Below are 23,189 nucleotides of genomic sequence, written 5' to 3'. Positions count from 1 at the left end.
ATGGGCGAGATCTTGATCCGGGGCGCCGAGGTGGTCGTCACGATGGACGGCACCCGGCGCGAGCTGAAGGGCGCGGATCTGCTGCTGCGTGACGGGCAGATCGCCGCCGTCGGGCCGGGGCTGGAAAGCACGGGCGAGGTGGTCGAGGCCAAGGGTTGCGTCGTCACGCCGGGGCTCGTGAACACCCATCACCATCTTTACCAGACGCTGACGCGCGCGGTGCCGGGGGGCCAAGATGCGCTGCTCTTCGGCTGGCTGCAGACGCTCTATCCGATCTGGGCGAAGATGGGCCCCGAGGAGATCCGCGTCTCGGCGCAGGTGGGGTTGGCGGAGCTGGCGCTGACCGGCTGCACCACCAGTTCCGATCATCTGTATATGTATCCGAATGGCGCGCGGCTGGAGGACACGATCCACGCCGCCGCCGAGCTGGGCCTGCGCTTCCACCCCACGCGCGGCGCGATGAGCATCGGCGAGAGCGATGGCGGCCTGCCGCCCGATAGTCTGGTCGAGCGCGAGGACGCGATCCTGAACGACTGCATCCGGGTGGTCGACGCGTTCCACGATGCGGGCGAGGGCTCGATGTGCCGGGTGGGGATCGCGCCGTGCTCGCCGTTTTCGGTCTCGCGCGAACTGATGCGCGACGCGGCCCTGCTGGCGCGCGACAAGGGCGTGATGCTGCACACCCATCTGGCGGAGAATGACGAGGATATTTCCTACAGCTTGGAGCAGTTCGGCTGCCGTCCGGGGCAATATGCCGAGGATCTGGGCTGGACCGGCGAGGATGTCTGGCACGCGCATTGCGTGAAGCTGGACGCGGGCGAGATCGATCTGTTCGCGCGCACGAAGACGGGGGTTGCGCATTGTCCGTGCTCGAACTGCCGTCTGGGGTCGGGCATCGCGCCGGTGCGGCAGATGCGCGACGCGGGGGTTAAGGTCGCGCTGGGCGTCGATGGCTCGGCCTCGAACGATGCAGGGAGCCTCATCGGCGAGGCGCGCATGGCGATGCTGCTGCAGCGGGTGCAGAACGGTGCCGACGCGATGGCCGCGCGCGAGGCGCTGGAGATCGCGACTTTGGGCGGGGCGCAGGTTCTGGGCCGTCCCGATTGCGGGGTGCTCGCACCGGGAAAACGCGCGGATGTGGCGATCTGGGATGTCTCGGGGCTGGAGGCGGCAGGCGCATGGGATCCGGTCGCGGCGCTGGTGCTGTGCGGGACGCCCAAGGTGAAGCATCTCTTCGTCGAGGGTCGTCAGGTGGTGCGCGACGGGCAGGTGGTGACAATCGACCTGCCGCGGGTGATCGAGACGCAAAACCGTCTTGCCGCGAAGCTTATGGGCTGAATTTCTCGCGCCGCACGGCACCGGCGGCGCTCGCGATCCGCAGCAGGCGGCGTCGGTCGCCTGCAAGGGCGGCCTCCATGAGCCCGGATAGCCCGCCGCGCGCCTTCAGATGCGGCCCGAGCTCGGAATGGCCGAGATCGGGGAAGATCAGGTGGTCGACGTTTTCTGCGCGCGCGAAGGGCATCGCCTGATCCAGATCGTCATGCGCGCCGTGGCACAGGATGGCCCAGCAGGGCGCGGGCGGGAGCGGCGTGGTTTCGCGGACGAAATGGTCGATCCGAGAGGTCCATTCGCTCCAGCGCGTCTCCCCCGGCACGACGCCCGGTTTGACCGAGACTTGAGGCGACAATGCGAGCACCACGTCGATCGGGATCACCTCAGCTGCGACCAGCGCCGAGACCGCGCCCATCGAGAGGCCGATGGCGGCGATGCGGGTGACGGGGCGACGGCGCGTCACCTCTGCCAATGCGGCACGTAGGGCAGGGGCAAAGCCCGGATCGTTCGCCCAGCTGCGGCTTTCGTCGCTGATGAACAGCGCCCTGCGCGGGAAGCCGGACGTGCCGCGCCCTGTAGCGGTGGCGACGAATTCCGGTGCGGGCGGGCGGCTTGGGTCATGGCCGATCGAGGCGAAGGAGATCACCAGATCACTGCCCGCGCCGTCGAGAAAATCGACCGTGAAAGGCGCGCGGGCGTAGATCCTCTCGAAGGCGGGATCGCTCAATGCAGCCGCTTGCCCGCGACCCATGTGCCCGCGATCGCGCGGTCGTCGCCCATCATGATCGTCGGGAAGATCGCCTCCCAGATATTCTCCGCCCGCGCCGCACGCTGCGAGATGGCAAGCGTCGAGGCGAGATCGACGGCGATGAAATCCGCTTCCATTCCCGGCGCGAGCGCACCGATCTTGTCGCCCATCCGCATCGACTGCGCCGAGCCTTGCGTGGCCAGCCACCAAAGCTGCGCGGGGTGCAGCGGCTGATGCGTCAGCTGCCCGATCTCATAGGCCGCGGCCATCGTGCGCAACATCGAAAAGCTCGACCCGCCGCCGGTATCGGTGGCCAGCCCGATCCGCTGCCCCTCGGCCAGACGCGTCGGCCAGTCGAAGAGCCCCGAGCCGATGAACGTGTTCGAGGTCGGGCAATGGATCAGCGCCGCGCCGACCTCCTTGATCCGGTCGGCCTCGCGCGGTTCCAGATGGATCGCGTGGCCGTAAAGCGCGTTCTCGCCCAGCAGGCCATAGGTCTCGTAAGTGTCGAGATAGTCGCGCGCGGTGGGATATAGCTCGCGCACCCATGCGATCTCGTCCACCTGCTCGCTCAGATGCGTCTGCATCAGGCAATCGGGATGCTCCGCCCAGAGCGCGCCCAGAGCGCAAAGCTGATCCGCCGACGAGGTGGGCGAGAAGCGCGGCGTGATGACATAGCTCAGCCGGCCCGTCCCGTGCCATTTCTGCAAGAGGACGCGGCTGTCGTCATAGGCCGATTGCGGCGTGTCGCGCAAAGCCTCGGGGGCGTGGCGATCCATGCAGGTCTTGCCCGCCGCAGCGCGCATCCCGCGTGCCTTGGCGGCGGTGAAAAAGGCTTCGACGCTGGCGGGATGGATCGTGCAATAGCTGCACATCGATGTCGTGCCGTTCATCAGCGCCAGATCGAGATAGCGGGTCGCGATCTCCTCGGCATGGGCGGGATCGGCGAAGGAAATCTCTTCGGGGAAAGTATAGGTGTTGAGCCAGTCGATCAGGCGCTTGCCCCAGCTCGCGACGATCGCGGTCTGCGGGTAATGCACATGCGCATCGACGAAACCGGGCGACAGGAGATGATCGCCATGATCGATGATCTCGGCCTGCGGATGGGCCTCGCGCAGATCGTCGGCCTCGCCCACGGCGGCGATCATACCGCCGTCGATCAGCATACCGCCGCGGCGCCGGTGCGTGACCGCCTCCGGCCCTTCGACAAGCGCGTCGCCGCGGTATTCCAGAACCTGCCCAAGGTGCAGCTCAGCCATCATTCTCTCCTGTCCGACGCGTCATGCTAGGGCGGGGCGGGGCGAAGGTAAATCTCTGCCGTCGCGGCGCTTCTTTTTCGCCGCCGCCCCCCTGTCCATCTGCGAGAAAACAGCTATGTTTCACGCGCGATCGGAATGGGGGCGACATGGCCGAAGCACTTGCCGAAGAGACAGAGCGCGAGGAAGAGGATTATCGGCTGAGCGGAGAGCTGGTCGAGGAAATTCTCGATGCCGTCGAGCAGGAAGATGCAGATCGCCTGAGCGAGCTGCTCGAGCCCTTGCACGCCGCCGATATCGCCGACCTTATCGAACAGGTCTCCGGCCATGAGCGGCGTGAGATTCTGCGGCTCTGGGGCCGCCAGATCGACGGCGAGATCCTGACCGAGATCGACGAGGGCATCCGCGAGGAGGTTCTCGCGAGCCTGCCGCCCGAAGTTCTGGCCGACGCTGTCCGTGAGCTCGATTCCGATGACGTCGTCGACCTGATCGAGGATCTCGAGGAGCCGCAGCAGGAAGCGATCCTCGGCGCGCTCGACGAGACCGACCGTGCCGCGGTCGAAAAATCGCTGGGCTATCCCGAATATTCCGCGGGTCGTTTGATGCAGCGCGAGGTCGTGACCGCGCCCGAGCATTGGACGGTGGGCGAGACGATCGACTTTCTGCGCAAAGCCAAATGGCTGCCCGACCAGTTCTATCACGTGACCCTGGTCGATCCGGGCCATCACCCGGTCGGCAATGTCACTCTGGGACGCATCCTGTCCGCCCCGCGCGCCTCGAAGCTGATCGAGATTTGCGAGGAAGAGTTCCGCAAGATCTCGGCCTATCAGGACGAGGGCGACGTGGCCTATGCGTTCAACCAGTATCACCTGATCTCGGCCCCGGTCGTGGATGAAGACGACCGTTTGGTTGGCGTGATTACCATCGATGACGCGATGTCGGTGCTCGACGAGGAGCACGAGGAAGACATCCTCCGCCTCGCCGGTGTGGGCGACGAATCCGCGATCTCGGATACCGTTCTGGAAACCGTGCGTCAGCGCCTGCCGTGGCTCTTCGTGAACCTGCTGACGGCGATCCTCGCCTCGGCGGTTATCTCGATCTTCGAGGGAACGATCCAGCAGCTCGTGGCGCTCGCCGTGCTGATGCCCATCGTGGCCTCGATGGGCGGCAATGCGGGCACCCAGACCCTGACGGTGGCGGTGCGTGCCCTGGCGACCCGCGATCTGACGGACAGCAACGTCTGGCGGGTCGTGCGACGGGAAGCCATCGTGGGGCTGCTGAACGGTCTCGCCTTCGCAGTCGTGATGGGCGCGGTGGCCGCCTTCTGGTTCTCGGGCGCACAGCTTGGCATCGTGATCGGGCTGGCGATGGTGATCAACCTCGTGGTGGCTGCCTTGTCGGGCATCCTGATCCCGCTCGCGCTTGAGAAGCTCGGCGCGGACCCGGCGCTGGCCTCGGGCACGTTCGTGACGACGATGACCGATGTGGTGGGCTTCTTCGCCTTCCTCGGGCTGGCCTCTGTGGTTCTGCTATGAGCAAGGATCTCGCGCGCAAGGATGCTTTCGCGGCGCGCAAGGCCGCCCATGCCGCCGATGACGGGGCAGCGACCCGTGCGCTGACGGCGGCGCTGGAGCCGTTCGCGGGCAAGGTGCTGGCGGGCTATTGGCCGATCCGCACCGAGCCCGATCCGCGCCCGGCGATGGTCGCCCATGGCGGGCCGCTCTGTCTGCCGGTGGTGGTCGCGGAGGCGCAGCCTCTGGTCTTTCACCGCTGGACGCCCGAGACCGAGATGATCGCGGGCGCGTTCGGGGCACATATCCCGGCGGAGGGCGAAGAGATTACCCCCGAGGTGCTGATTGTGCCGCTGCTGGCTTTCGACGCGCAGGGCTATCGGCTGGGCTATGGTGGCGGCTTTTACGACCGCACGCTGGAGGGGCTGCGCGCACGCGGCCCCGTCACGGCGATCGGCTTTGCTTTCGCGGCGCAGGAAGTGCCGGAAGTGCCCACCGAGCCGACCGATCAGCCGCTCGACATGATCGTGACCGAGGCGGGCATCCTACATCTTTGATCAGCCCATACGCTCGGAAGCGTAAGCGCCGGGCGAGGCCGGGAAGACGACCGTCTTGCTGTCGTTCAGGAACACCCGGTGCTGCACATGGGCGTGGATCGCGCGCGAAAGCACCTGCGCCTCGACATCGCGGCCCAGCGAGACGTAATCCGACGGGCTTTGCGCATGGGTGACGCGCACGGTGTCCTGCTCGATGATCGGGCCTTCGTCGAGATCGGCGGTCACGTAATGCGAGGTCGCCCCGATCAGCTTCACGCCACGCTCGTAAGCCTGCTTGTAGGGGTTCGCGCCTTTGAAGCTCGGCAGGAAGGAGTGGTGGATGTTGATGATCCGGCCCGACATCTTCTGGCACAGAGCATCCGACAGGATTTGCATGTAGCGCGCGAGCACGATCAGTTCCGCACCCGATTCATCGACCACGTCCAGAAGACGCTTCTCGGCCTCGGGCTTGTTCTCTTTCGTCACCTTGATGTGGTGGAAGGGCAGGTCATGGTTCACGACGACCTTCTGATAGGTCATGTGGTTCGACACCACGCCCACGATCTCGATCGGCAGCGCACCGATGCGCCAGCGGTAGAGAAGGTCGTTCAGGCAGTGGCCGAAATTCGACACCATCACCAGAACCTTCATCTTCTCGCGGGAGTCGCGGACCGCCCAGTCCATCTCGAAATCCTTGGCGACCGGCTCGAAGGCGGCGCGGATCGCCTCGGCATCCTTGCCTTTCTCGGAGACGAAGCTGACGCGCATGAAGAACTGGCCCGTCTTCGGGTCGTCATACTGATGCGAGTCGGTGATGTTGCAGCCCTGATCGGCCAACACGTTCGCGATCCCCGCGACGATCCCCCGCGTCGAGGGGCAGGCAACGGTGAGAACGTAAGCGTCGGCAGTCTGGGTCATGTCGCATCCCTTTTGATCTTTCGCCCGGTTTCCTAGCGCGCCGGGGGTGGGGACACAATCACCCCGAGTCCGGGGAGGGGCGCGGGAGAAAGCGACGGCGTTGCGGTGAAAAGCGGCATCGCGTCGGGGGCGCGGCGCGCGGCCTCAGGCCGCCGCGTTTTCGGGCTGCGTGCCGCGCAGGGATTCGATTTCGAGGAAAACGCTCGAAACCTCGGGATGGGCCTGATGGATTTTCTTCTGCACCGCCTCCACCGCGTGGAAGATCGCCTCGGGCGAGAGACCTGTGCGCATCTTCAGCTCGATATTCACCAGCACCTGATCGGGCGCGAAATGCATCGTCAGGAGGCGTTTGACCTCTGCGACCTCGTCGAACCCGGTCGCGATCTCGCGGATCGACTTGCGCACGTCGCGGTCAGCGGCCTCGCCCATGATCAGCGCGCGGGTCTCGTAGACGAGGATGATCGCCACGACGATCAGGATGAGCCCGATGACGATGGAGGCCGCGCCGTCGAAGAACGGATTCTCGAACGTCACCGAGAGATAGACGCCAAGCGCGGCCGCGAGGATGCCAAGAAGGGCGGCACTGTCTTCGGCGACGACGACGAAGATCGACGGATCCTTGGAGCGGCGGAAGGCCTTGAAATAGCCTTCGCCCGGTTTGCGCTGCTTCAGAAGCTGACGGATCGCGATGACCCAGGACGTGCCCTCGGCGAGGAAGGCCACGAGCAGCACACCGTAATTCCAGATCGGTTTCTCGATCGGCTCGGGGTTCTGGATATGGACAATGCCCTCATAGATCGAGAGCCCGCCGCCGATCGCAAACAGCAGCATCGCGACGACGAGCGACCAGAAATACAGCTCCTTGCCATAGCCGAACGGGTGTTTCTCGTCCGGTTTCTTCTTGCTGCGCTTGTGGCCCAGCAACAGCAGCCCCTCATTGCCGGTATCGACCACCGAGTGGAACGCCTCCGCCAACATGGATGAGCTACCCGTGAAGGCTGCGGCCACGAATTTCGCTATGGCGATCAGAAGGTTCGCGGCGAGCGCGCCATAGACGGCAATCGGCTTTTCTTCGGAGGCTTGGGCTTCGGCCATGGCTGGGATCCTGCATCGGGGCGCGCGACGGGGAGGAACGACCGAGCGCCAGTGTCGTGATGCAGGGGTAACATGGGCGGGGGCAGGGCGGTTCCGCGAGGCCGGTGCGGCAGGGCTCAGCCGTTGCAGTTCAGCGCTTTCGCGAAACCGCCGGGCGAGGTGTCGGTGCCGAGGCGTGTCCATGCCACGGTTTGTCTGGGCGTGACAGAGAGCGACAGCAACGCGGACCAGTCGAAACTGGCGACGATCATCTCGGGACCAGAGCCGCAATCGCGCACCCCGCCCAGGATCGTGTCAGAGCCGAAACGGTGATTGGTGAACTGCCCGCCCGCGAAGGTCGGGTGCAAGGCGCCGTCACGATATTCGAAAACCCGCAGCACGCCCAAGCGATGCGGCGCGTCGATCAGCGCGATGTCGCGATGCCCGTTGCCATCGAAATCCGCGATGCCGATGGGCGCGAGCCAATGGTTCGGCTCGCCCACGAAATCGGTCGCGGCGAGGAATTCCGGCTTGCCCGATTGCACCGTGAGCACCAGAAGCCGCGAGCCGAACTTCAGATGCGATTGCACCACGATCACCTCGTCGATGCCGTCGCCGTCGAGGTCGCTCAGGCGCGGGGCGGTGTCCTCATAGACCATGTCGGGGTCGAGGCGCAGGTCGTAGGTCAGGGTGCTGTGGCCTGAGAACAGCCCCTTGGGGCTGCCCGCCTTGCGGGTCACGTCGATCTGGAGATTTGCGAATTCATGATCGGGGCCGAGCGCGCCGTGACCGTAGCGATCCGTAGGTTCGGTGAACCGCGCGGCGAGCGTGATCTCGGCCCGCGCGGGCAGGGCGGCAGCGGTGACCAGCGCGCAAGCGAGGGCCACCGCGCGGCGCATCAGATCTGCTTTTCGGGAAGGTTGACGATCAAACCGTCGAGCTCGTCCGTGACCTTGATCTGGCAGGTCAGGCGCGAGGTGACGGGATCGGGCTCGTACGCGAAGTCGAGCATGTCCTCTTCCATCGGATCGCGCGGAGGCAGTTTCTCGATCCAGTCCTTGTCGACGTAGACATGGCAGGTCGAACAGGCGCAGGCGCCGCCGCAATCGGCGTCGATGCCGGGCACGCCATTGTCGCGTGCACCTTCCATCACGGTCATGCCGGGCTTCACGTCGATCTCGTGACGGGTGCCGTTGAATTCGACATAGGTGATTTTCGCCATAGCTCGGGGCCTCTTGTTCGTAATCAAAACGCGCTTGCCGGCGGGGCCGGTCGCAAGTGATCTAAGCTGCTTTCGGTGATTTGGCCAGAGGCGGGCTATCACGGGCAAGGGATTGCCGCAGCGTAGATATCGGCTAGTCTGCCGGCCCAAGGCAGGCGGAGACAAGAATGCGGCAGATCGCTGAAAACTTCGGCACGGCGCGGGCAATGCTGTTGGCGCTGGGTGTGACGATGGGGCTGGCGGGCTGTCAGCCCACAGCGCAGGGCTCGGAGGCCGCGCCGAAAGATCCGCCCGCCAAGACGCTCGCCCATGTGCTGCAAAGCCGCCCGCCCGCCGACGACGCGCAGGGCTGTTTCACCCAACTCAAAGGCCCGGCCAAGGTCGAGACCGTGACCGGGCAGGTGCAGGTCATCCCCGAACAGCGCGACCCGAAGACCGGCAAGGTCACGCAGCCTGCGATCTATCGCGAATTGAGCGGCCAGAAGCTCGTCGATAGCGGCAAGCCGCGCTATTTCGAATCCGTCTGCTCGGAGGATCTGACGCCCGCTTTCGTTGCGATGACCCAGCGCGCGCTGGCGTTGCGCGGGCTGTATTCCGGCCCCGCCGACGGCAAGCTGGACCCGGCGACGGGTCGCGCGATCGCGGCCTATCAGGCACCGCGCGGCCTCGACAGCCCGACGCTCTCGGTGCGCGCAGCGCAGGAACTGGGCCTCTATATCTGGTCAAACTGAGGCCGCCCGCGCCCGCCATCGCAGCGCCGCACACCCCTTTGCGCAGGCGGCGGGGTTGTGCCCACGGGGGGAACGGTCTCTAACCGGAGACCAAGGGATCAGGGGGCATCATGCAAAAGCTTTTCGGCAGCAACCTGCGCTTCATGCGCGACAATGCCCGCTGGCTTGGCGCGGGGTTCCTGCTGACGCTGTTCTCCTCCTTCGGGCAGACCTTCTTCATCGGCCTGTCGGGCAATGACATCCGGGCGACTTTCGGTCTGTCGGGCGGCACCTTTGGCGCGCTCTACATGGTGGCGACGCTGGCCTCGGCCTCGACGCTGCCGTTTCTCGGGCGCACGCTCGACCTGATGCCCGGCTGGAAGGTGGTGCGCTTCACCATTCCGCTGCTCGCGCTGGCCTGTATCGGGATCACGCTCGCGCCGAACCTGATCTTCCTGACGCTGGCGATCTACATGCTGCGGCTCTTCGGGCAGGGCATGATGACCGAGATCGCCTTCACCGAGATTGGCCGCTGGTTCGTCGCGAGCCGCGGCAAGGCGATGTCGCTTATCGTCCCGGGCCAGCCTTTCGGCTCTGCGGTGCTGCCGGTTCTGGTGGTGCTGATCGCGCAGGCGAGCGGCAATTGGCATCTCGCGTGGTGGCTCTCAGCCGCGGTGCTGGTCTTGATCGCCTGGCCGCTCCTGATGCGGCTCATGCAGGTCGAGCGGGTGCCGAACGCGACCGAGGTGCAATCGAGCGCCTCGGGCACCGCGCGCGACTGGACCCGTGCTGAGGTGATCCGCGATCCGGTCCTCTACATGCTGCTGGCGGGACTGCTCGCGCCGCCCTTCATCGGCACGGTGATCTTCTTCCACCAAGGCTACCTGACCGAGCTGCGCGGCTACTCCCCGCTTGCCTTCGCGGCGGCCTTCCCGGTGATGTCCCTCGCGACCGTGGGCTTCGGCTTCGTCTGCGGCGGGCTGATCGACCGGTTCGGGGCGCTGCGCCTGCTGCCCTTCGTGCTGGCACCGCTGACGCTTGCCTCGCTGACGGTCGCCTTGGTCACGCCGGTCTGGGGTGTCTATGCCTTCATGGCGCTTCTCGGCATGTCGAACGGGTTTTCCGGCACGCTGATGGGCGCGCTCTGGCCAGAGGTCTACGGGGTGAAGAACCTCGGCGGCATCCGCGCGATCATCGTGGCCTCGATGGTGCTCTCGACCGCCGTGGGGCCGGGGATCACGGGCGTGCTGATCGATATGGGCGTGGAACTGCCGACCCAGATGCTGGGCATGGCGGTCTGGTGCGTGATCGCCGCCGGGAGCCTGACAATCGCCTCGCGCCGGGTGCTGGCGCGCGAAACGGCACAATGAAAAAGGCGCCCCGCGGGTCAGCCCCATGCAGTAAATGGTGTAGCTTGGGGCCGAACGTATTGTAGGCGCAACACCATGTCGATCAGCAGCTCCCGACGGGAACTTCGGGAGCTGTCTGCGGCGGGTGTCGGCTAAGCGGGACGAAGCCGCTGTTGCGGACAAACGCGGCGTCGGTAAGCTAGAGGCGGAGAGTGAGGAAGCATGATCGAGATCAGGCACGCGATGGATGCCGATGCTGTCGAAGGGGTAAACACCCTGCGTCGCTCGATCACCGAACTCTGTGTTGCAGATCATCAGAACGATCCGTCCGAAATCGAAGACTGGCTTGGCAATAAGACGGTCGAGACCTGGCGACAGTGGATCGCGCGGGATGACGCCGTGGTGCTAGTGGCCGAGCGGAACAGGAAGGTCATAGGGGTCGGCATGGCCACCCTGAGCGGCGACATCCTCTTGAACTATGTCCATCCCGATGCCCGCTTTGGTGGCGTCAGCAAGGCTATTCTCGCAGGCTTGGAGGACGTCTTGCGCGCGCGTGGCATCCGGCGCTGCCGTTTGGAAAGCACCGTTACGGCCCAATCATTCTACGAAAACTGCGGCTTCCGGTCAGAAGGCGTTGACGCGCACCTGCTCTCGAAATCCCTGTAGTTGCGGGGATCGTGAAGGTCTCGAAGCGGCCATTGCGCTTCGAGCCTTCAACGTTCTCACGCGCACCATTTACTGAAAAAGGCGCCCCGCGGGGCGCCTTTTCTATCGTTTTGAAACGTGCGGATCACTCCACGGGGAGGGCCACGAAACGCGGCTCGCCAGCGCGGCGGATCAACAGCAGGATCGACTTGCGCCCCGCATCCTTCGCCGCCTGCACGCGCTCTTCGAAGTCATCGACCGCGGAGACCGGCTTCTGCCCGACCTCTGTGATCAGATCGCCGACGCGGAGACCCTTCTCATAGGCCGAAGACGTCTCGTCGATCTGCTTGATGACGAGGCCGTTGGCCTCTTTCGTCAGGCCCATCTCGGTGCGCAGATCATCCGTCAGAGGCGTCACGGTCAGGCCGAGCATGTCCTTCTCGACCTCCTGCGGGGCCTGCACCGCTTTCGGGGGCTGTTCGCCCTCAGCGGCTTCGCGGCGGCCCAGCGTCACCAGAAGCGTCTTGGCCTCGCCATCGCGCATCACGGTCACGCGGACCTTCTCGCCCACAGGCGCATCGGCCACGCGACGCACCAGATCGCGGGTGCTTTTGACCTCGCCGCCATCGAAGGAGGTGATCACGTCGCCCGCCTCGATCCCGGCCTCTTTCGCGGGGCCATCGGGCACTTCAGAGACAAGCGCGCCTTCGGGGGCCTCAAGCCCCATCGCCTCTGCCATGTCGGCGGTGACGTCCTGGATTTTCACACCCAGCCAGCCGCGCCGCGTCTCGCCGTATTCCTTGAGCTGTTCGACCACTTTCGCGACCACGTTCGAGGCCATCGAGAAGCCGATCCCGATGGAGCCGCCATTGGGCGACAGAATCGCGGTGTTCACGCCGACGACCTCGCCTTCCATGTCGAAGAGCGGACCGCCCGAGTTGCCGCGGTTGATCGCGGCATCGGTCTGCAGGTAGTCGTCATAGCTGCCGGACAGCTCGCGGTTCCGGGCCGAGATGATCCCGGCCGAGGCCGAGAAGCCCTGACCCAGCGGGTTGCCCATCGCCATCACCCAGTCGCCGACGCGCACGGCGTCGCTGTCGCCGAAGCCGACGAAGGGCAGGGGGGAATCGCTCTCGACCTTCAGAAGGGCGATATCGGTTTTCGGATCGGTGCCCACCAGTTTCGCGTCGAGCCGCTTGCCCGAGAAGAACTCGATCTCGATCTCGTCGGCGTCTTCGATGACGTGATTGTTGGTGACGATATAGCCGTCTTCCGAAATCACGAAGCCCGAGCCGAGCGCGTTCGAGCGACGCGGCGCGCCCCGCCCGTTCGGGCCATTGGGGGCGTTCGGGTTCGGCAGGCCGAAATCGCGGAACAGATCCTCGAAGGGCGAGCCGGGCGGAAAGTTCGGCATATCGCCGGTCGGCGCGGCCACCGTGGTCGAGGTGGTGATGTTCACCACCGAATTGGACACCTGATCGACGAGTTCGGCAAAGCTTTCCGGGGCGGCGCGGGCATAGGTGGGCCCGGCCAGAGGGGCGCAGGCGAGCGCCACGGCAAGCGTGGCGGCGCTCAATCCGGCGCGCAGCATGGATCCGGGTCCGGTGAGGATTGTCATATGGCTCTCCCTTGCTTCGCCGGTGCGGGAGACCGGCGCGATGCTCTCTTTGATTTGAAATGTAGGAGCAGGGAGGGGCGAAGGGAAGTTATTCGCCAAAATTCACGACAGGAAATTGCGTCGCAGGGGGCTGAAGGCGCGCTCTCTTGCGTTTGAGGCGCGGGCGCGGGGGCGATTATCCGAACTGCCGCAGCGCCCAGAGGATCGCCACGCCCGTCGCCAGAGCCGCAAGGCCAAGGGCGCGACGTTGGCCCGCCGACATGGCGCGCAGCATGTCCAGCGCCTCCTCGATACGCGAAGGGGCCAGCGCAAGCGCCAGCCCCTCGATCACAAGGACCAGTCCAAGACCGGTCAAAAGCATCGCCATCACTGGCCGACCTGGCTCGCAGATGCGCTGCCCCGGCCTGCACCGGTTTCGGGCCCCGGGTTCTCCCCGATCGAGCGCAGGAAGCGCCCGTAATCGAAGTAGAGGCTGTCGGGTTGCGTCACCAGCGACGAGGTCTGCGTCTTCATCGATTGCGCGTAGAATTGCAGCGCGCGCACGAAGGCGAAGAACTGGCGATCCTTGCCGTAGGCATCCGCATAGACCTTGTTGGCCTGCGCATCGGCTTCACCGCGCACGATCTCGGCCTGTTTCTTGGCCTCGGACGTGACCTCGACCGCGGTACGGTCGGCGGTTGCACGGATACGCTGTGCGGCTTCTGCGCCGCGGGCGCGCTCGTCGGCGGCCTCGCGTTCACGCTCTGCCCGCATCCGGCCATAGGTGGAGGCGAGGTTCTGCTCGGGCAGATCGGTGCGCGTCAGACGCACGTCGATCACGTCCACGCCCAGCGACAGCGCCTCGCGCCGTGCCAGATCGCGGATGCGGTTCATCAGCGGCGTCCGGTCATCCGACAGCACAGCCGTTGAGGGGACCGAGCCCAGAACTTCGCGGATCGCGTTGTTCAGGATGCCGTCGATGCGGCTTTTTGCGGTCGTCTCGCCACCCGCGCCAACGGCTTCGCGGAATTTCACCGCGTCGACGATGCGCCAGCGCGCGAAAGCGTCGACCACGAGACGGCGGTCATCCTCGGGCGTGACTTCGAGCGGCTGCGTGGTCAGGCTCAGGATGCGGTCATCGTATTTCACGATGGTGTCCACGACCGGAATCTTGAACCCGAGACCGGGCTCGGTCTTCACCTGCTGCACCTCACCGAAGCGCAGCACGAGGGCCTTTTCACGCTCGTCCACCACGAAGACCGAATTCAGTCCGAGGAAGATGAGAACAACGAGAACGGCAATTGCGATAGGTCCGCGCATCAGTTGCTTCCTCCCGTGTTAGCGGTCGAGTTGGTGGTGTTGGACGACGAGCTGGAGTTCTTGCGCAGCTGATCCAGCGGCAGATACGGCACGACGCCGCCAGCGCCGTCCTTGGTGTCCACGACGACCTTGTCGACGTTCTGCAGCAGCTTGCCCATGGTTTCGTAGAACATCCGGCGCTTGGTCACTTCGGGCGCTTTCTCGTATTCCGTGAGGATCGAGTTGAAGCGCGCGGCGTCACCTTCGGCGGCGTTCACGATCTGCGCGCGGTAGCCTTCGGCCTCTTCCTTGACCTGAGCGGCCTCACCGCGAGCGCCTGCCGTCACCTTGTTGGCATAGGCGTCGGCTTCCTTCTCGAGACGGTCACGCTCCTGCTGGGCGGCTTGCACCTCGCGGAAGCTGTCGATCACCTCGCGCGGCGGGTCGGCGCGGTTGAAGTTCACACGGACGATGTTGATGCCCGCATCATAGCTGTCGAGCGTTTTCTGCACCGCCGAGCGCAGATCGCCCGCGATCTCGCCACGTGCGGTCGACAGGATCGGCGCGAGGTTCGAACGTGCGATGATGTCGCGCATCGCCGATTCCGACACCGCGCGGATCGTGTCCTGCGGATCGCCGAGGTTGAACAGGTATTTCGCCGGATCGCTGATGTTCCAGACAACCTGGAATTCGAGATCGACGATGTTCTGGTCACCCGTCAGCATCAGGCCGGTATCGTTCGTGCCTGCGCGGCCCGAGCCGATATCGACGGTCTGTTCGCGCGTCACCGGAACCTTGGAATAGGTGATGAAGGGCCACGGCGCGAGGTTCAGGCCGGGGCCTTTGGTCGCGTAGTAGCGCCCGAACATCAGTTCTACCGAGCGCTCTTCCGGGTTCACCTTGTAGAGCGAGGAGCCGAGCCAGATCGCAACCAGAGCCACGAGGCCGATGACGACCGCGGTCTTGGCCGGGAAGGGGCTCTTGCCGCCTCCGCCGCCATTGGGGCGGTTGGGACGATTGCCGCCCCCCTTGCCGCCCATCAGCACCTTGAGCTGCTCGGAGCCCTTGCGCATGAATTCCTCGATTTCCGGGATTTGCGCGCCCTCGCCGGGACGTCGCTGACCGGGACGCTTGTCTTCGCGGTCGTCGTCGCGGTCATCGCCGCCGCCGCCTCCGCCGCCCCAGGGGCCTCCGTTGCTCATATGCTCCTCACCTTTCCGTTATCTTGTCGGACAGTTGGGTATCTTTTCCGTGATTTCAATAATGTCTTACAGGGTTCCGCATGGTCACGAGCTCTTCGCCCATGGTCGGGTGGACCGCGCAAGTCGCGTCGAACTGTTCCTTGGTTGCCCCCATTTTGACGGCGATGCCGACCATTTGGATCAATTCGCCCGCTTCGGGGGCGACGATATGGCATCCCAGCACGCAGCGCGTCTCGCGGCAAACGATCAATTTCATCAGCACCCGCGCGTCAGAGCCTGCAAAGCTAGAGCGCATCGGTCGGAAGCTCGAGACGTAGACCTCGGCATTGCCGCGTTCCTCTGCCTCTTCCTCGGTGATGCCGACGGTGCCGAATTCGGGCTGGGTGAAGACGGCCGAGGCCACCAGCTCGTGATCCGAGGCGCGGGCATTGGCGCCGAAGACGGTATCGGCGAAGGCGTGGCCCTCGCGGATCGCGACCGGGGTCAGGTTGATGCGGTCGGTCACATCGCCCACCGCGAAGATCGAGGGCACGTTGGTCTGCGACCATTCATCGACCATGACCTCACCGCGCTCGCCCAGCTCCACGCCGGCGGTCTCGAGGCCGAGCCCTTCGGTATTCGGCGTGCGGCCCGTCGCGTAGAGCACCGCGTCGAACTCGTCCTCGCGCCCGTCGCCGCAGGTCACTTTCAGGCAGTTCTCGGTCTTCTCGATCTCGGTGATCACGACATGGGTGTGAATGTCGATGCCGCTCGCCTGCATCTGATCCACGATCAGATCGCGCGCCTCGCCATCGAAGCCGCGCAGCAGCGGCGAGCGGTTGTATTGCGTGACCTGCACGCCCAATCCGTTGAGGATGCAGGCGAATTCGCAGGCGATATAGCCGCCGCCGACGATCAGGATGCGCTCGGGCAGGGTGTCGAGCTTGAAGATGTCGTTCGAGGTCATCACCAACTCGCAGCCGGGGAATTCGGGCACGAAGGGCCGCCCGCCGACCGCGACGAGGATATGCTTGGCCGAGATTTTCGTGCCATCGGCCAGCGTGACCTCATGCGGGCCGGACACGGTGGCGCGCTGATCGAAGACTTTCACGCCCGCGTTTTCCTGCCCCTTGCGATAGATCGCTTCGAGCCGGTGAAGCTCCGCATCCAGCTTGCCGCGGAAACCCGGCCAGTCGAACTGACCTGCATCCGCGCTCCAGCCATAGGCGCGGGCTTCTTCGATAGCCGCCGGCGCGGTGGAGGCGAAGACCATCAGTTTCTTCGGGACGCAGCCGCGGATCACGCAGGTGCCGCCCATCCGGTATTCCTCGGCCAGTGCGACGCGCGCGCCATGGCCCGAGGCAATTCGAGCCGCGCGCACCCCGCCCGAGCCACCGCCGATGACGAAAAGGTCGTAGTCGAAGCTCATGGGGGCGCCTTCCTTCCTGATATTCCTTGCGTCTTGGCTTAGCGGTCCATGCGCTCAGGAGCAAGGCGGGGACGGAAAGACGCGCGCAAGGCGGGGATGCGTCACAGCGTTGCATCCCCGAGGCGCGCGTCCGGCGCCAAGATCAGTCCATATCGCGGAAGATATTCTCGTCCTCGGCGAACTCGATGGTCTCGTTGGCCACCGTGCCCTCATTGATGTCGCGGATTTCGACCTTGCCGTCGGTACCGCCGATGATGACCTTGTCGCAGATGTCGATGAACAGGCCATTCTCGACCACGCCGGGAATCTGGTTCAGCACCAGCGCCAGCTGACGCGGGTTGCCGATGCGGTTGAGATGCAGATCGACGATGTAATTGCCCTCATCGGTCACGAAGGGCTGCTGGCCGTTCAGGCGCAGCGAAGTCTGGCGGCCCATCACGTCCATCGAATCCAGCAGTTCCTCGATCAGCGCGCGGGTGACCTGCCAGCCGAACGGGACGACCTCGACGGGCAGGGGGAAGGCGCCCAGATGGTTCACTTCCTTGGAGGCGTCGGTGATGACGACCATCTGATCGGAGGCGGTGGCCACGATCTTTTCCTGCAGCAACGCGCCGCCGCCACCCTTCACCAGGTTCAGGTCGGGGTCGAATTCGTCTGCCCCGTCGATCGTGATATCGAGCCATTTCGCTTCGTCGAGCGCCACGACCTTAATACCGACCTGACGGGCGAGATCGGCGGTGCGCGTGGAGGTGGGCACCCCGATCAGCTGCAGACCTTCGTCGCGGATACGCTCGCCAAGGCAGCGCACCATCCATGCAGCGGTCGAGCCGGTGCCGAGGCCCACACGCATCCCGTCTTCAACGAGGTCAACGGCACGGCGGGCGGCGGCGAATTTCGCCTTGTCGATCGGGGAAAGGTCGGCAGCCATTTGGCACTCCATTCATGGGCAGTCTGAGTTGCCGACGCTTATAGGCAATCACAACCGCTCAGGCGAGGGCTTTGTCGGCCTGTCTTCAGCGCAGGAGGAATTGTCGCATCCCGCCCGCTTGCTTGGCGTGGCGTCGCGCCTGCCCCGGCGGCAGGATCGGGCGCGCGGGCTGGGTAAGGAGCGGGTTCCCCGCCATCAGCGCACGCAGCCGCGCGGCCTCTTGCGGGCCAACCCCGCGCAGCGCCATCGGGCCGGGTAGCAGGCTTTCCACGGCCGCCCCGTCCGCGAAGACGATCTCATGCGCCTCGAACAGCAGATGCAGCCATTCGATGCGCGGACGCGGCGCGCGGGCGATCCCCGGCAGATCGAGTAACCCCTTGGCCGGGATCAGAAGCTCCCGCCCGCCAAGGACGCCCGCGCGGCTGCGAACCAGCAGCCGGTGCTGAGCTGAGACCTCGAAGGCGCGGTCATTGCCAAGCGCGCCTTTCGCGACGCGGATCGGCGCGTTCTCGTCGCGCCCCGTCATCCGCCAGCGGCCCGTCCAGATCAACTCGCGATAGCCATTATCGGCGGTCTGCACCTTCATGCCCGGACGCAGATCCTCCACCGCGACGGGGCCCTGCTTGGTCGCGATCCGGGTGCCGCGCGCGAAACAGACCGCGAGATCGCTATAAGGAATGACCGGATCGTTGCTGTCGATTGCGACGATGTCGTAGGTTTGCCCCGCGAAAAGGCGCTGAGATGACGCGATGCCATGAACGTCGCCTTCGAATTCTAGCACGAAGATCGTGATATTGTCGGCCGGATCGGCGGAGCCCGCCGGACGAATGACATAGCTGTATTCGATCTCGACATCGCCCGCCGCACCTGCGCCCCAGGCGATGCCGTCGAATGTCGTGGGTAGGGAGAGTTCCTGCGAGCCGTCGGCATCCTCGAGATTGGCGTCGTCATCAGTCAGATCGATCATCTGCACCGCAGCAGCGGCATCGATCGTGAAGCTGGTCGCACCCACCGCATCGGCATTCGCCAACGCGTTCGACCCGAACGGGTCCGGGCCCGATACGATCAGGTCCGAAAATTGCCATGCACCGAAAATCGGCATCGTGCCCACCACAGCCTTTCGCCGCTCAGGCTGAGCGATAATCCTGAATATCGCGTCAACGATGTTGCTTTTGCGCGTGGCGGGGTCGTTTTGGGGCTGTTGATCCGGGGGCGAACACGGCAGTCTGGGCCAAAATCAGGGCAGGGAGGTCGCATGTTTCTGAGCGTCTTCGATATCTTCAAGATCGGCGTCGGGCCGTCCTCGTCGCATACGATGGGGCCGATGGTGGCGGGCGCGCGGTTTCTCGACGCGCTCCGGGTCTCGCCCTTCACCGCGCATGGGGTGCGGGTGCGCCTGCACGGCTCGCTCGCCTTCACCGGCAAGGGGCATGCGACGGACCGGGCGGCGATCCTCGGACTCGCAGGCGTGGTGCCCGAGAGCTACGATAACGATCTGGCCGAGAAATTGCTGGCCGCGAATGCGCGCGACCACCTGTTGAAACCTGAGGGCCTGCCGCCTTTGGCTTTCGACCCCGAGGCCGATCTGATCTTCGACTACGACACGTCTCTGCCCGGCCATGCGAACGGCATGGTGATCGAGGCGCGCGACGCGCAGGGCGACGTGTTGATGCACGAGGTCTATTACTCGATCGGCGGCGGTTTCGTGCGCACCGAGGCCGAATTGGCCGCCGTCGACGATGCCGCCCGCGACGCGCCGAGCCCGGTGCCGTTCCCCTTCAAGACCGCCGAGGAAATGCTGGCGATGGCCCATGCCTCGGGGCAGAGCATCGCGCAGATGAAGCGCCGCAACGAGGCGCGCTTCCGGGGGCCAAAGGAGATCGACGAAGGTCTCGAGAAAATCTGGATCACGATGCGCGATTGCATGGAGCGCGGTCTGACCAGCGAAGGCGAGTTGCCCGGCGGCCTGCGGGTGAAGCGCCGCGCCAAGGCGATCCACGAGAGCCTGAAGGCGGATTGGGGCCAGAACCTCGCACCGCCGCATCAGATCAATGACTGGATCTCGGCCTATGCGATGGCGGTGAACGAGGAAAACGCCGCCGGTGGGCAGGTCGTCACCGCACCCACGAACGGGGCGGCGGGCGTGATGCCCTCGGTGATCCGGTATTGGCTCGATCATGTGCCCTCGGCCTCTTCCGCGAAGATCCCCGATTTTCTGCTGACCGCGGCGGCGGTTGGCGGTCTGATCAAGACCAACGCCTCGATCTCGGGGGCGGAATGCGGCTGTCAGGCAGAGGTCGGATCGGCGGCGGCGATGGCGGCGGCGGGACTGGCCGCCGTGCTGGGCGGCACGCCTGAGCAGATCGAGAACGCGGCCGAGATCGCGCTGGAACATCACCTCGGCATGACCTGCGATCCGGTGAAAGGGCTGGTGCAGGTGCCGTGTATCGAGCGCAACGGTCTGGGCGCGATCAAGGCGGTGTCGGCGGCCTCGCTGGCACTGCGCGGGGACGGCACGCATTTCGTGCCGCTGGATGCGGCGATCGAGACGATGCGCCAGACGGGCCGCGACATGCACGAGCATTACAAGGAGACGAGCCTCGGCGGGCTGGCGGTGAACGTGCCGAACTGCTGAGGGTGCCTCATTCGTGCTGAGGGCTGCGCTCGACCTCGGGTGGGCGCATGCTCGCTAGGTGGTTTGCACTTTATCGTGCCACCTCTCCCGAAAGCCGAGCGCGCGCAGCTTGCGTAGATGCGCCCTCCCGGGGGGAGGTCGGGCGCGGCCCGGGCTGGTCGCCCTGGCGGGCATCACTCCAATGAAGACCCTCAAAACACGCTCCCCCTTGACTTTTCGCGCCATCACGCGCATTTACCCCCAATCGCCGCGCTGCCGCGTGAGCAAGCCGCGCCCGAGAGAGGCGCATCGGCGATACCTCCCGAGTTCCCATTCACGCAGGGTTCTGACACGCAAGACCGGACCACGCGGGACTAGCCCGCCTGTCCCGAGGTCTGCGTCAACCTGCGCTCCGGACAATCCCGTCCGGGCTGATCGCCGTGCGCATCCCCGTGTCGGGAGCCTCGGCCATAAAGGATAGGCATTGTCCGATTTCTCTTCGCTGGGGCTCTCCCCGGCCATTCTCAAATCGCTCGCACGCGCAAAGTTCACCCAGCCGACCCCGATTCAGGAAAAGGCGATCCCGCTGGTTCTTGCGGGCCATGACGTGCTGGGCCTCGCCCAGACCGGCACCGGCAAGACGCTGGCCTTCGGCCTGCCGCTCATCGACAAGCTGATGGCGCAGCAGGGCAAACCCTCGCCCAAGACCTGCAAGGCGCTGATCCTTGCGCCGACCCGCGAGCTGGTGAACCAGATCGCCGACAACCTCGCGGGGCTCGTTCAGGGCACCAAGATGAACGTGGCCACCGTCGTCGGCGGCCAGTCGATCAACCGTCAGATCACCATGATGCATCGCGGCAACGACATTCTCGTCGCCACCCCCGGCCGTCTGATCGACCTGATGGATCGCGGCGCGGTCGACCTGCGCTACACCCGCCATCTGGTGCTCGACGAGGCCGACCAGATGCTCGACCTCGGCTTCATCCATGCGCTGCGCAAGATCGCGTCGCGCCTTGGCACGCCGCGCCAGACCCTGCTGTTCTCAGCCACGATGCCGAAGCAGATGGAAGAAATCTCGCAAGCCTACCTCACCGATCCCAAGCGCGTGCAGGTCTCGCCCCCCGGTAAAGCGGCCGACAAGATCACCCAATCGGTGCACTTCCTCGACTCCAAGGCCGAGAAGGCCCGCAAGCTGCGCGATATTCTCTCGGCCGATATGGGTGCGCTGACGCTCGTCTTCGCCCGCACCAAGCACGGCGCGGAGAAGCTGATGAAGAGCCTGCGCGCCGATGGCTACAACGCGGAATCGATCCATGGCAACAAGAGCCAAGGCCAGCGTGACCGCGCGATCAAGGGCTTCCGCGATGGTAAGGTCAATGTGCTGGTCGCGACCGATGTGGCTGCGCGTGGGATCGACATTCCGGGCGTGTCCTATGTCGTGAACTTCGACCTGCCCGACGTGCCGGACGCCTATGTCCACCGCATTGGCCGGACCGCGCGTGCCGGTCGCGAGGGCGAGGCGATTGCCTTCTGCTCGCCGGACGAGGCGGATAACTTCCTGCAGATCGAAAAGCTGATGAAGATCGAGATCCCGACTGCGAGCGGCGAACGCCCCTCTGCGGCAGTGCGCCCCTCCGCCCGCGCAGCCCGCGGCCGCGGTCGCGGCGGTCCGCGCTCCGGCGGCAACAAGGGTCGCGGCGGCAAGCCTCAGGGCAAACCGCAGGGGCAGGGTCAGCCGCAAGGTCAAGCTCAGGCCCAGGCGCGCTCGAAACCCCGCACTGACGCCAAGCCCAAGGTCGATGCCGGTGGCAACGCCTCGCCGAAGCGGCGTCGCCCGCGTCGGCGCAATGCAGGCGCTGCGAGCGCGTAAGAATTGGAAAGGCCGCGTCAAGGGACGCGGCCTTTTGCTAATAAGACGCTGTCAGCTGTTGCGGGCTTTGCTGCGTATTTCCTCAACCCCAGTGCGAAGGTCATGGGTGTAAGTTATCGGGGCCGTCTTGATGCCTAAACCCGGAAACTCCACAGTGAAGCTGAGAGTCCCAAACAAACGGACTTGGACCTGAGCATTTGGTCGGTTTCCTTGAAACGCAATTCCGTGAAATGGGGCGCTCGCGGTAGCCAATCCCACCTCAATCAGGGCATCTGCGCTGGCTTCATCTTGATCGGTCAGGATACGTCTGACTTCTTGAAGTGTGTGGTTGCGCAGATAAACGGCCCCGCCAAGAATGAGGGAGACGAATTCAAACGCAATCTTCAAAGGCACAATTGGACTTAGCGCAGGCTCATCGTATGTTGGACGAGCCGGGTGATTTTGCCACCTTTTGATGAAGACTCCGTGTCCGAGGTCCACCTCCGTATTCGGCGGAGCTGCTTCCCAGCTTTTCACAGCACTATTTATCTCGCGATCTGAGGCGCCACTTTTCCCCAGGATGGACCGGATTTTTTGTGCGGCTTCCATCTCGGGGACAATGAGAGAGCTGTCATTTAATTTCGCTGCTCCAAGCACTCGATCTTTTCGCAGCTCTGCCGTTCTATCGTTATCACCGAAACTTTGCTTATATCTCGCTCCAACTTCGAGGCGGTCGCGCAAATCGCTGATGCTTTCGCCATGCTGACCCGCAGCTTTGCGTATCTCGGGGGCAATCCGAGCATCGGCTTCGAACCCGGCGCCGAACCGCTCGTTGCAGCTTTTGCACAGAAAACGACACGTCAGTATCCCGCCAATACTTCGGGGAATAATATGTTCGATGGAGAGATCCGCTTCTTGCATGCAAACGATGCAGCGCGTGTCGTTCCAGTTGAGGCCGCTGGAAATTGTCATGCAGCTCGCTCTCTTTAGG

The 23,189-nt window shown here is 64.9% G+C and carries 22 protein-coding genes; 8 read left to right on the top strand and 14 right to left on the bottom strand.

Annotated elements, in window-relative coordinates:
* Entirely contained in the window at positions 1 to 1,338 is a 1,338-nt protein-coding gene (locus tag BMI91_RS03220) for an 8-oxoguanine deaminase (RefSeq protein WP_078603934.1), read from the top strand.
* Here the strand turns inward: BMI91_RS03220 and BMI91_RS03215 are convergent.
* Together BMI91_RS03215 and guaD are read right to left on the bottom strand one after the other, a co-directional pair.
* On the bottom strand, positions 1,328 to 2,059 hold the full coding sequence (locus BMI91_RS03215; RefSeq protein WP_078603933.1) for an alpha/beta hydrolase family protein: 732 nt from the start codon (positions 2,057 to 2,059) through the stop codon (positions 1,328 to 1,330). The genes BMI91_RS03220 and BMI91_RS03215 overlap by 11 nt on opposite strands.
* Entirely contained in the window at positions 2,056 to 3,339 is a 1,284-nt protein-coding gene (guaD, locus tag BMI91_RS03210) for a guanine deaminase (protein WP_078603932.1), read from the bottom strand. Before guaD ends, BMI91_RS03215 begins: the two co-directional genes overlap by 4 nt.
* A 146-nt stretch (positions 3,340 to 3,485) precedes the next feature.
* Here guaD and mgtE point away from each other — a divergent pair, with 146 nt between their 5' ends.
* Both mgtE and BMI91_RS03200 read left to right on the top strand, forming a co-directional pair.
* Positions 3,486 to 4,871: a magnesium transporter gene (gene mgtE, locus BMI91_RS03205; RefSeq protein ID WP_078539714.1), complete on the top strand. Its 1,386-nt coding sequence runs from the start codon at positions 3,486 to 3,488 to the stop codon at positions 4,869 to 4,871.
* Positions 4,868 to 5,404 (top strand): 5-formyltetrahydrofolate cyclo-ligase, encoded by a 537-nt coding sequence (locus BMI91_RS03200; RefSeq protein ID WP_078603931.1) that lies wholly within the window; start codon positions 4,868 to 4,870, stop codon positions 5,402 to 5,404. Before mgtE ends, BMI91_RS03200 begins: the two co-directional genes overlap by 4 nt.
* Here the strand turns inward: BMI91_RS03200 and purU are convergent, their stop codons facing one another.
* From purU to BMI91_RS03180, 4 genes are all read right to left on the bottom strand, one after another.
* The gene (purU, locus tag BMI91_RS03195) at positions 5,405 to 6,301 is read right to left on the bottom strand and encodes a formyltetrahydrofolate deformylase (RefSeq protein WP_078546283.1); all 897 of its coding nucleotides are present in this window, start codon (positions 6,299 to 6,301) and stop codon (positions 5,405 to 5,407) included.
* Positions 6,302 to 6,445: 144 nt separating this feature from the next.
* Positions 6,446 to 7,396: a cation diffusion facilitator family transporter gene (locus BMI91_RS03190; RefSeq protein ID WP_078603930.1), complete on the bottom strand. Its 951-nt coding sequence runs from the start codon at positions 7,394 to 7,396 to the stop codon at positions 6,446 to 6,448.
* Between the two features lie 116 nt (positions 7,397 to 7,512).
* Positions 7,513 to 8,274, bottom strand: a complete 762-nt coding sequence (locus BMI91_RS03185; protein WP_078603929.1) for an FG-GAP repeat domain-containing protein — start codon at positions 8,272 to 8,274, stop codon at positions 7,513 to 7,515.
* Positions 8,274 to 8,597 carry a 2Fe-2S iron-sulfur cluster-binding protein gene (locus BMI91_RS03180; RefSeq protein WP_075776110.1) on the bottom strand — a complete coding sequence of 108 codons (324 nt, stop codon included), beginning with the start codon at positions 8,595 to 8,597 and terminating at the stop codon, positions 8,274 to 8,276. Before BMI91_RS03180 ends, BMI91_RS03185 begins: the two co-directional genes overlap by 1 nt.
* Positions 8,598 to 8,764: 167 nt before the next feature.
* Between BMI91_RS03180 and BMI91_RS03175 the strand changes: the two genes are divergently transcribed.
* The 3 genes from BMI91_RS03175 to BMI91_RS03165 all read left to right on the top strand — a co-directional run bounded on the left by BMI91_RS03175 (position 8,765) and on the right by BMI91_RS03165 (position 11,322).
* Positions 8,765 to 9,328, top strand: coding sequence for a peptidoglycan-binding domain-containing protein (locus BMI91_RS03175; RefSeq protein WP_078546289.1), 564 nt, complete (start codon positions 8,765 to 8,767; stop codon positions 9,326 to 9,328).
* Between the two features lie 110 nt (positions 9,329 to 9,438).
* Positions 9,439 to 10,677, top strand: coding sequence for an MFS transporter (locus BMI91_RS03170; protein WP_078603928.1), 1,239 nt, complete (start codon positions 9,439 to 9,441; stop codon positions 10,675 to 10,677).
* Positions 10,678 to 10,878: 201 nt separating this feature from the next.
* Entirely contained in the window at positions 10,879 to 11,322 is a 444-nt protein-coding gene (locus tag BMI91_RS03165) for a GNAT family N-acetyltransferase (RefSeq protein WP_078599448.1), read from the top strand.
* Between the two features lie 124 nt (positions 11,323 to 11,446).
* On the opposite strand, the gene BMI91_RS03160 is transcribed toward BMI91_RS03165, so the two are convergent.
* The 7 genes from BMI91_RS03160 to BMI91_RS03135 all read right to left on the bottom strand — a co-directional run bounded on the left by BMI91_RS03160 (position 11,447) and on the right by BMI91_RS03135 (position 18,837).
* Positions 11,447 to 12,919 (bottom strand): DegQ family serine endoprotease, encoded by a 1,473-nt coding sequence (locus tag BMI91_RS03160; protein ID WP_078603927.1) that lies wholly within the window; start codon positions 12,917 to 12,919, stop codon positions 11,447 to 11,449.
* A gap of 175 nt (positions 12,920 to 13,094) precedes the next feature.
* A complete protein-coding gene (locus BMI91_RS19665; protein WP_083079137.1) occupies positions 13,095 to 13,286 on the bottom strand; it encodes a DUF2065 family protein in 192 nt (63 codons plus the stop codon).
* Complete coding sequence (hflC, locus tag BMI91_RS03155) at positions 13,286 to 14,221, bottom strand: protease modulator HflC (protein WP_166741438.1); 936 nt, start codon at positions 14,219 to 14,221, stop codon at positions 13,286 to 13,288. The genes BMI91_RS19665 and hflC overlap by 1 nt, the downstream gene beginning before the upstream one ends.
* Positions 14,218 to 15,399 carry an FtsH protease activity modulator HflK gene (gene hflK / locus BMI91_RS03150; protein ID WP_078603926.1) on the bottom strand — a complete coding sequence of 394 codons (1,182 nt, stop codon included), beginning with the start codon at positions 15,397 to 15,399 and terminating at the stop codon, positions 14,218 to 14,220. The genes hflC and hflK overlap by 4 nt, the downstream gene beginning before the upstream one ends.
* Before the next feature lie 55 nt (positions 15,400 to 15,454).
* Positions 15,455 to 16,807, bottom strand: coding sequence for a glutathione-disulfide reductase (gor, locus tag BMI91_RS03145; RefSeq protein ID WP_078603925.1), 1,353 nt, complete (start codon positions 16,805 to 16,807; stop codon positions 15,455 to 15,457).
* A 142-nt stretch (positions 16,808 to 16,949) separates the two neighbouring features.
* On the bottom strand, positions 16,950 to 17,735 hold the full coding sequence (gene rpiA / locus BMI91_RS03140) for a ribose-5-phosphate isomerase RpiA (RefSeq protein ID WP_078519635.1): 786 nt from the start codon (positions 17,733 to 17,735) through the stop codon (positions 16,950 to 16,952).
* Between the two features lie 85 nt (positions 17,736 to 17,820).
* Positions 17,821 to 18,837 carry a Hint domain-containing protein gene (locus BMI91_RS03135; RefSeq protein WP_146684003.1) on the bottom strand — a complete coding sequence of 339 codons (1,017 nt, stop codon included), beginning with the start codon at positions 18,835 to 18,837 and terminating at the stop codon, positions 17,821 to 17,823.
* 153 nt (positions 18,838 to 18,990) lie between these two features.
* Between BMI91_RS03135 and BMI91_RS03130 the strand changes: the two genes are divergently transcribed.
* Positions 18,991 to 20,370 (top strand): L-serine ammonia-lyase, encoded by a 1,380-nt coding sequence (locus BMI91_RS03130; protein ID WP_078603923.1) that lies wholly within the window; start codon positions 18,991 to 18,993, stop codon positions 20,368 to 20,370.
* A gap of 463 nt (positions 20,371 to 20,833) precedes the next feature.
* A complete protein-coding gene (locus tag BMI91_RS03125; RefSeq protein WP_078603922.1) occupies positions 20,834 to 22,219 on the top strand; it encodes a DEAD/DEAH box helicase in 1,386 nt (461 codons plus the stop codon).
* A gap of 51 nt (positions 22,220 to 22,270) precedes the next feature.
* On the opposite strand, the gene BMI91_RS03120 is transcribed toward BMI91_RS03125, so the two are convergent.
* The gene (locus tag BMI91_RS03120; RefSeq protein WP_078603921.1) at positions 22,271 to 23,170 is read right to left on the bottom strand and encodes an HNH endonuclease; all 900 of its coding nucleotides are present in this window, start codon (positions 23,168 to 23,170) and stop codon (positions 22,271 to 22,273) included.
* Positions 23,171 to 23,189: the final 19 nt, after the last annotated feature.

Source organism: Thioclava sediminum (assembly GCF_002020355.1).
GTDB lineage: Bacteria > Pseudomonadota > Alphaproteobacteria > Rhodobacterales > Rhodobacteraceae > Thioclava > Thioclava sediminum.
Note: the sequence above shows the minus strand (reverse complement) of the source record. Positions and strands in the feature narration are given on the sequence as shown.

What these genes read in the sequence shown, in the direction of transcription:
- BMI91_RS03220 (WP_078603934.1), top strand. Translation starts at nt 1, where the DNA reads ATGGGCGAGATCTTGATCCGGGGCGCCGAGGTGGTCGTCACGATGGAC.
- guaD (WP_078603932.1), bottom strand. Translation starts at nt 3,339, where the DNA reads ATGGCTGAGCTGCACCTTGGGCAGGTTCTGGAATACCGCGGCGACGCG.
- mgtE (WP_078539714.1), top strand. Translation starts at nt 3,486, where the DNA reads ATGGCCGAAGCACTTGCCGAAGAGACAGAGCGCGAGGAAGAGGATTAT.
- BMI91_RS03200 (WP_078603931.1), top strand. Translation starts at nt 4,868, where the DNA reads ATGAGCAAGGATCTCGCGCGCAAGGATGCTTTCGCGGCGCGCAAGGCC.
- purU (WP_078546283.1), bottom strand. Translation starts at nt 6,301, where the DNA reads ATGACCCAGACTGCCGACGCTTACGTTCTCACCGTTGCCTGCCCCTCG.
- BMI91_RS03190 (WP_078603930.1), bottom strand. Translation starts at nt 7,396, where the DNA reads ATGGCCGAAGCCCAAGCCTCCGAAGAAAAGCCGATTGCCGTCTATGGC.
- BMI91_RS03185 (WP_078603929.1), bottom strand. Translation starts at nt 8,274, where the DNA reads ATGCGCCGCGCGGTGGCCCTCGCTTGCGCGCTGGTCACCGCTGCCGCC.
- BMI91_RS03180 (WP_075776110.1), bottom strand. Translation starts at nt 8,597, where the DNA reads ATGGCGAAAATCACCTATGTCGAATTCAACGGCACCCGTCACGAGATC.
- BMI91_RS03175 (WP_078546289.1), top strand. Translation starts at nt 8,765, where the DNA reads ATGCGGCAGATCGCTGAAAACTTCGGCACGGCGCGGGCAATGCTGTTG.
- BMI91_RS03170 (WP_078603928.1), top strand. Translation starts at nt 9,439, where the DNA reads ATGCAAAAGCTTTTCGGCAGCAACCTGCGCTTCATGCGCGACAATGCC.
- BMI91_RS03165 (WP_078599448.1), top strand. Translation starts at nt 10,879, where the DNA reads ATGATCGAGATCAGGCACGCGATGGATGCCGATGCTGTCGAAGGGGTA.
- BMI91_RS03160 (WP_078603927.1), bottom strand. Translation starts at nt 12,919, where the DNA reads ATGACAATCCTCACCGGACCCGGATCCATGCTGCGCGCCGGATTGAGC.
- BMI91_RS19665 (WP_083079137.1), bottom strand. Translation starts at nt 13,286, where the DNA reads ATGGCGATGCTTTTGACCGGTCTTGGACTGGTCCTTGTGATCGAGGGG.
- hflK (WP_078603926.1), bottom strand. Translation starts at nt 15,399, where the DNA reads ATGAGCAACGGAGGCCCCTGGGGCGGCGGAGGCGGCGGCGGCGATGAC.
- gor (WP_078603925.1), bottom strand. Translation starts at nt 16,807, where the DNA reads ATGAGCTTCGACTACGACCTTTTCGTCATCGGCGGTGGCTCGGGCGGG.
- rpiA (WP_078519635.1), bottom strand. Translation starts at nt 17,735, where the DNA reads ATGGCTGCCGACCTTTCCCCGATCGACAAGGCGAAATTCGCCGCCGCC.
- BMI91_RS03135 (WP_146684003.1), bottom strand. Translation starts at nt 18,837, where the DNA reads ATGCCGATTTTCGGTGCATGGCAATTTTCGGACCTGATCGTATCGGGC.
- BMI91_RS03130 (WP_078603923.1), top strand. Translation starts at nt 18,991, where the DNA reads ATGTTTCTGAGCGTCTTCGATATCTTCAAGATCGGCGTCGGGCCGTCC.
- BMI91_RS03120 (WP_078603921.1), bottom strand. Translation starts at nt 23,170, where the DNA reads ATGACAATTTCCAGCGGCCTCAACTGGAACGACACGCGCTGCATCGTT.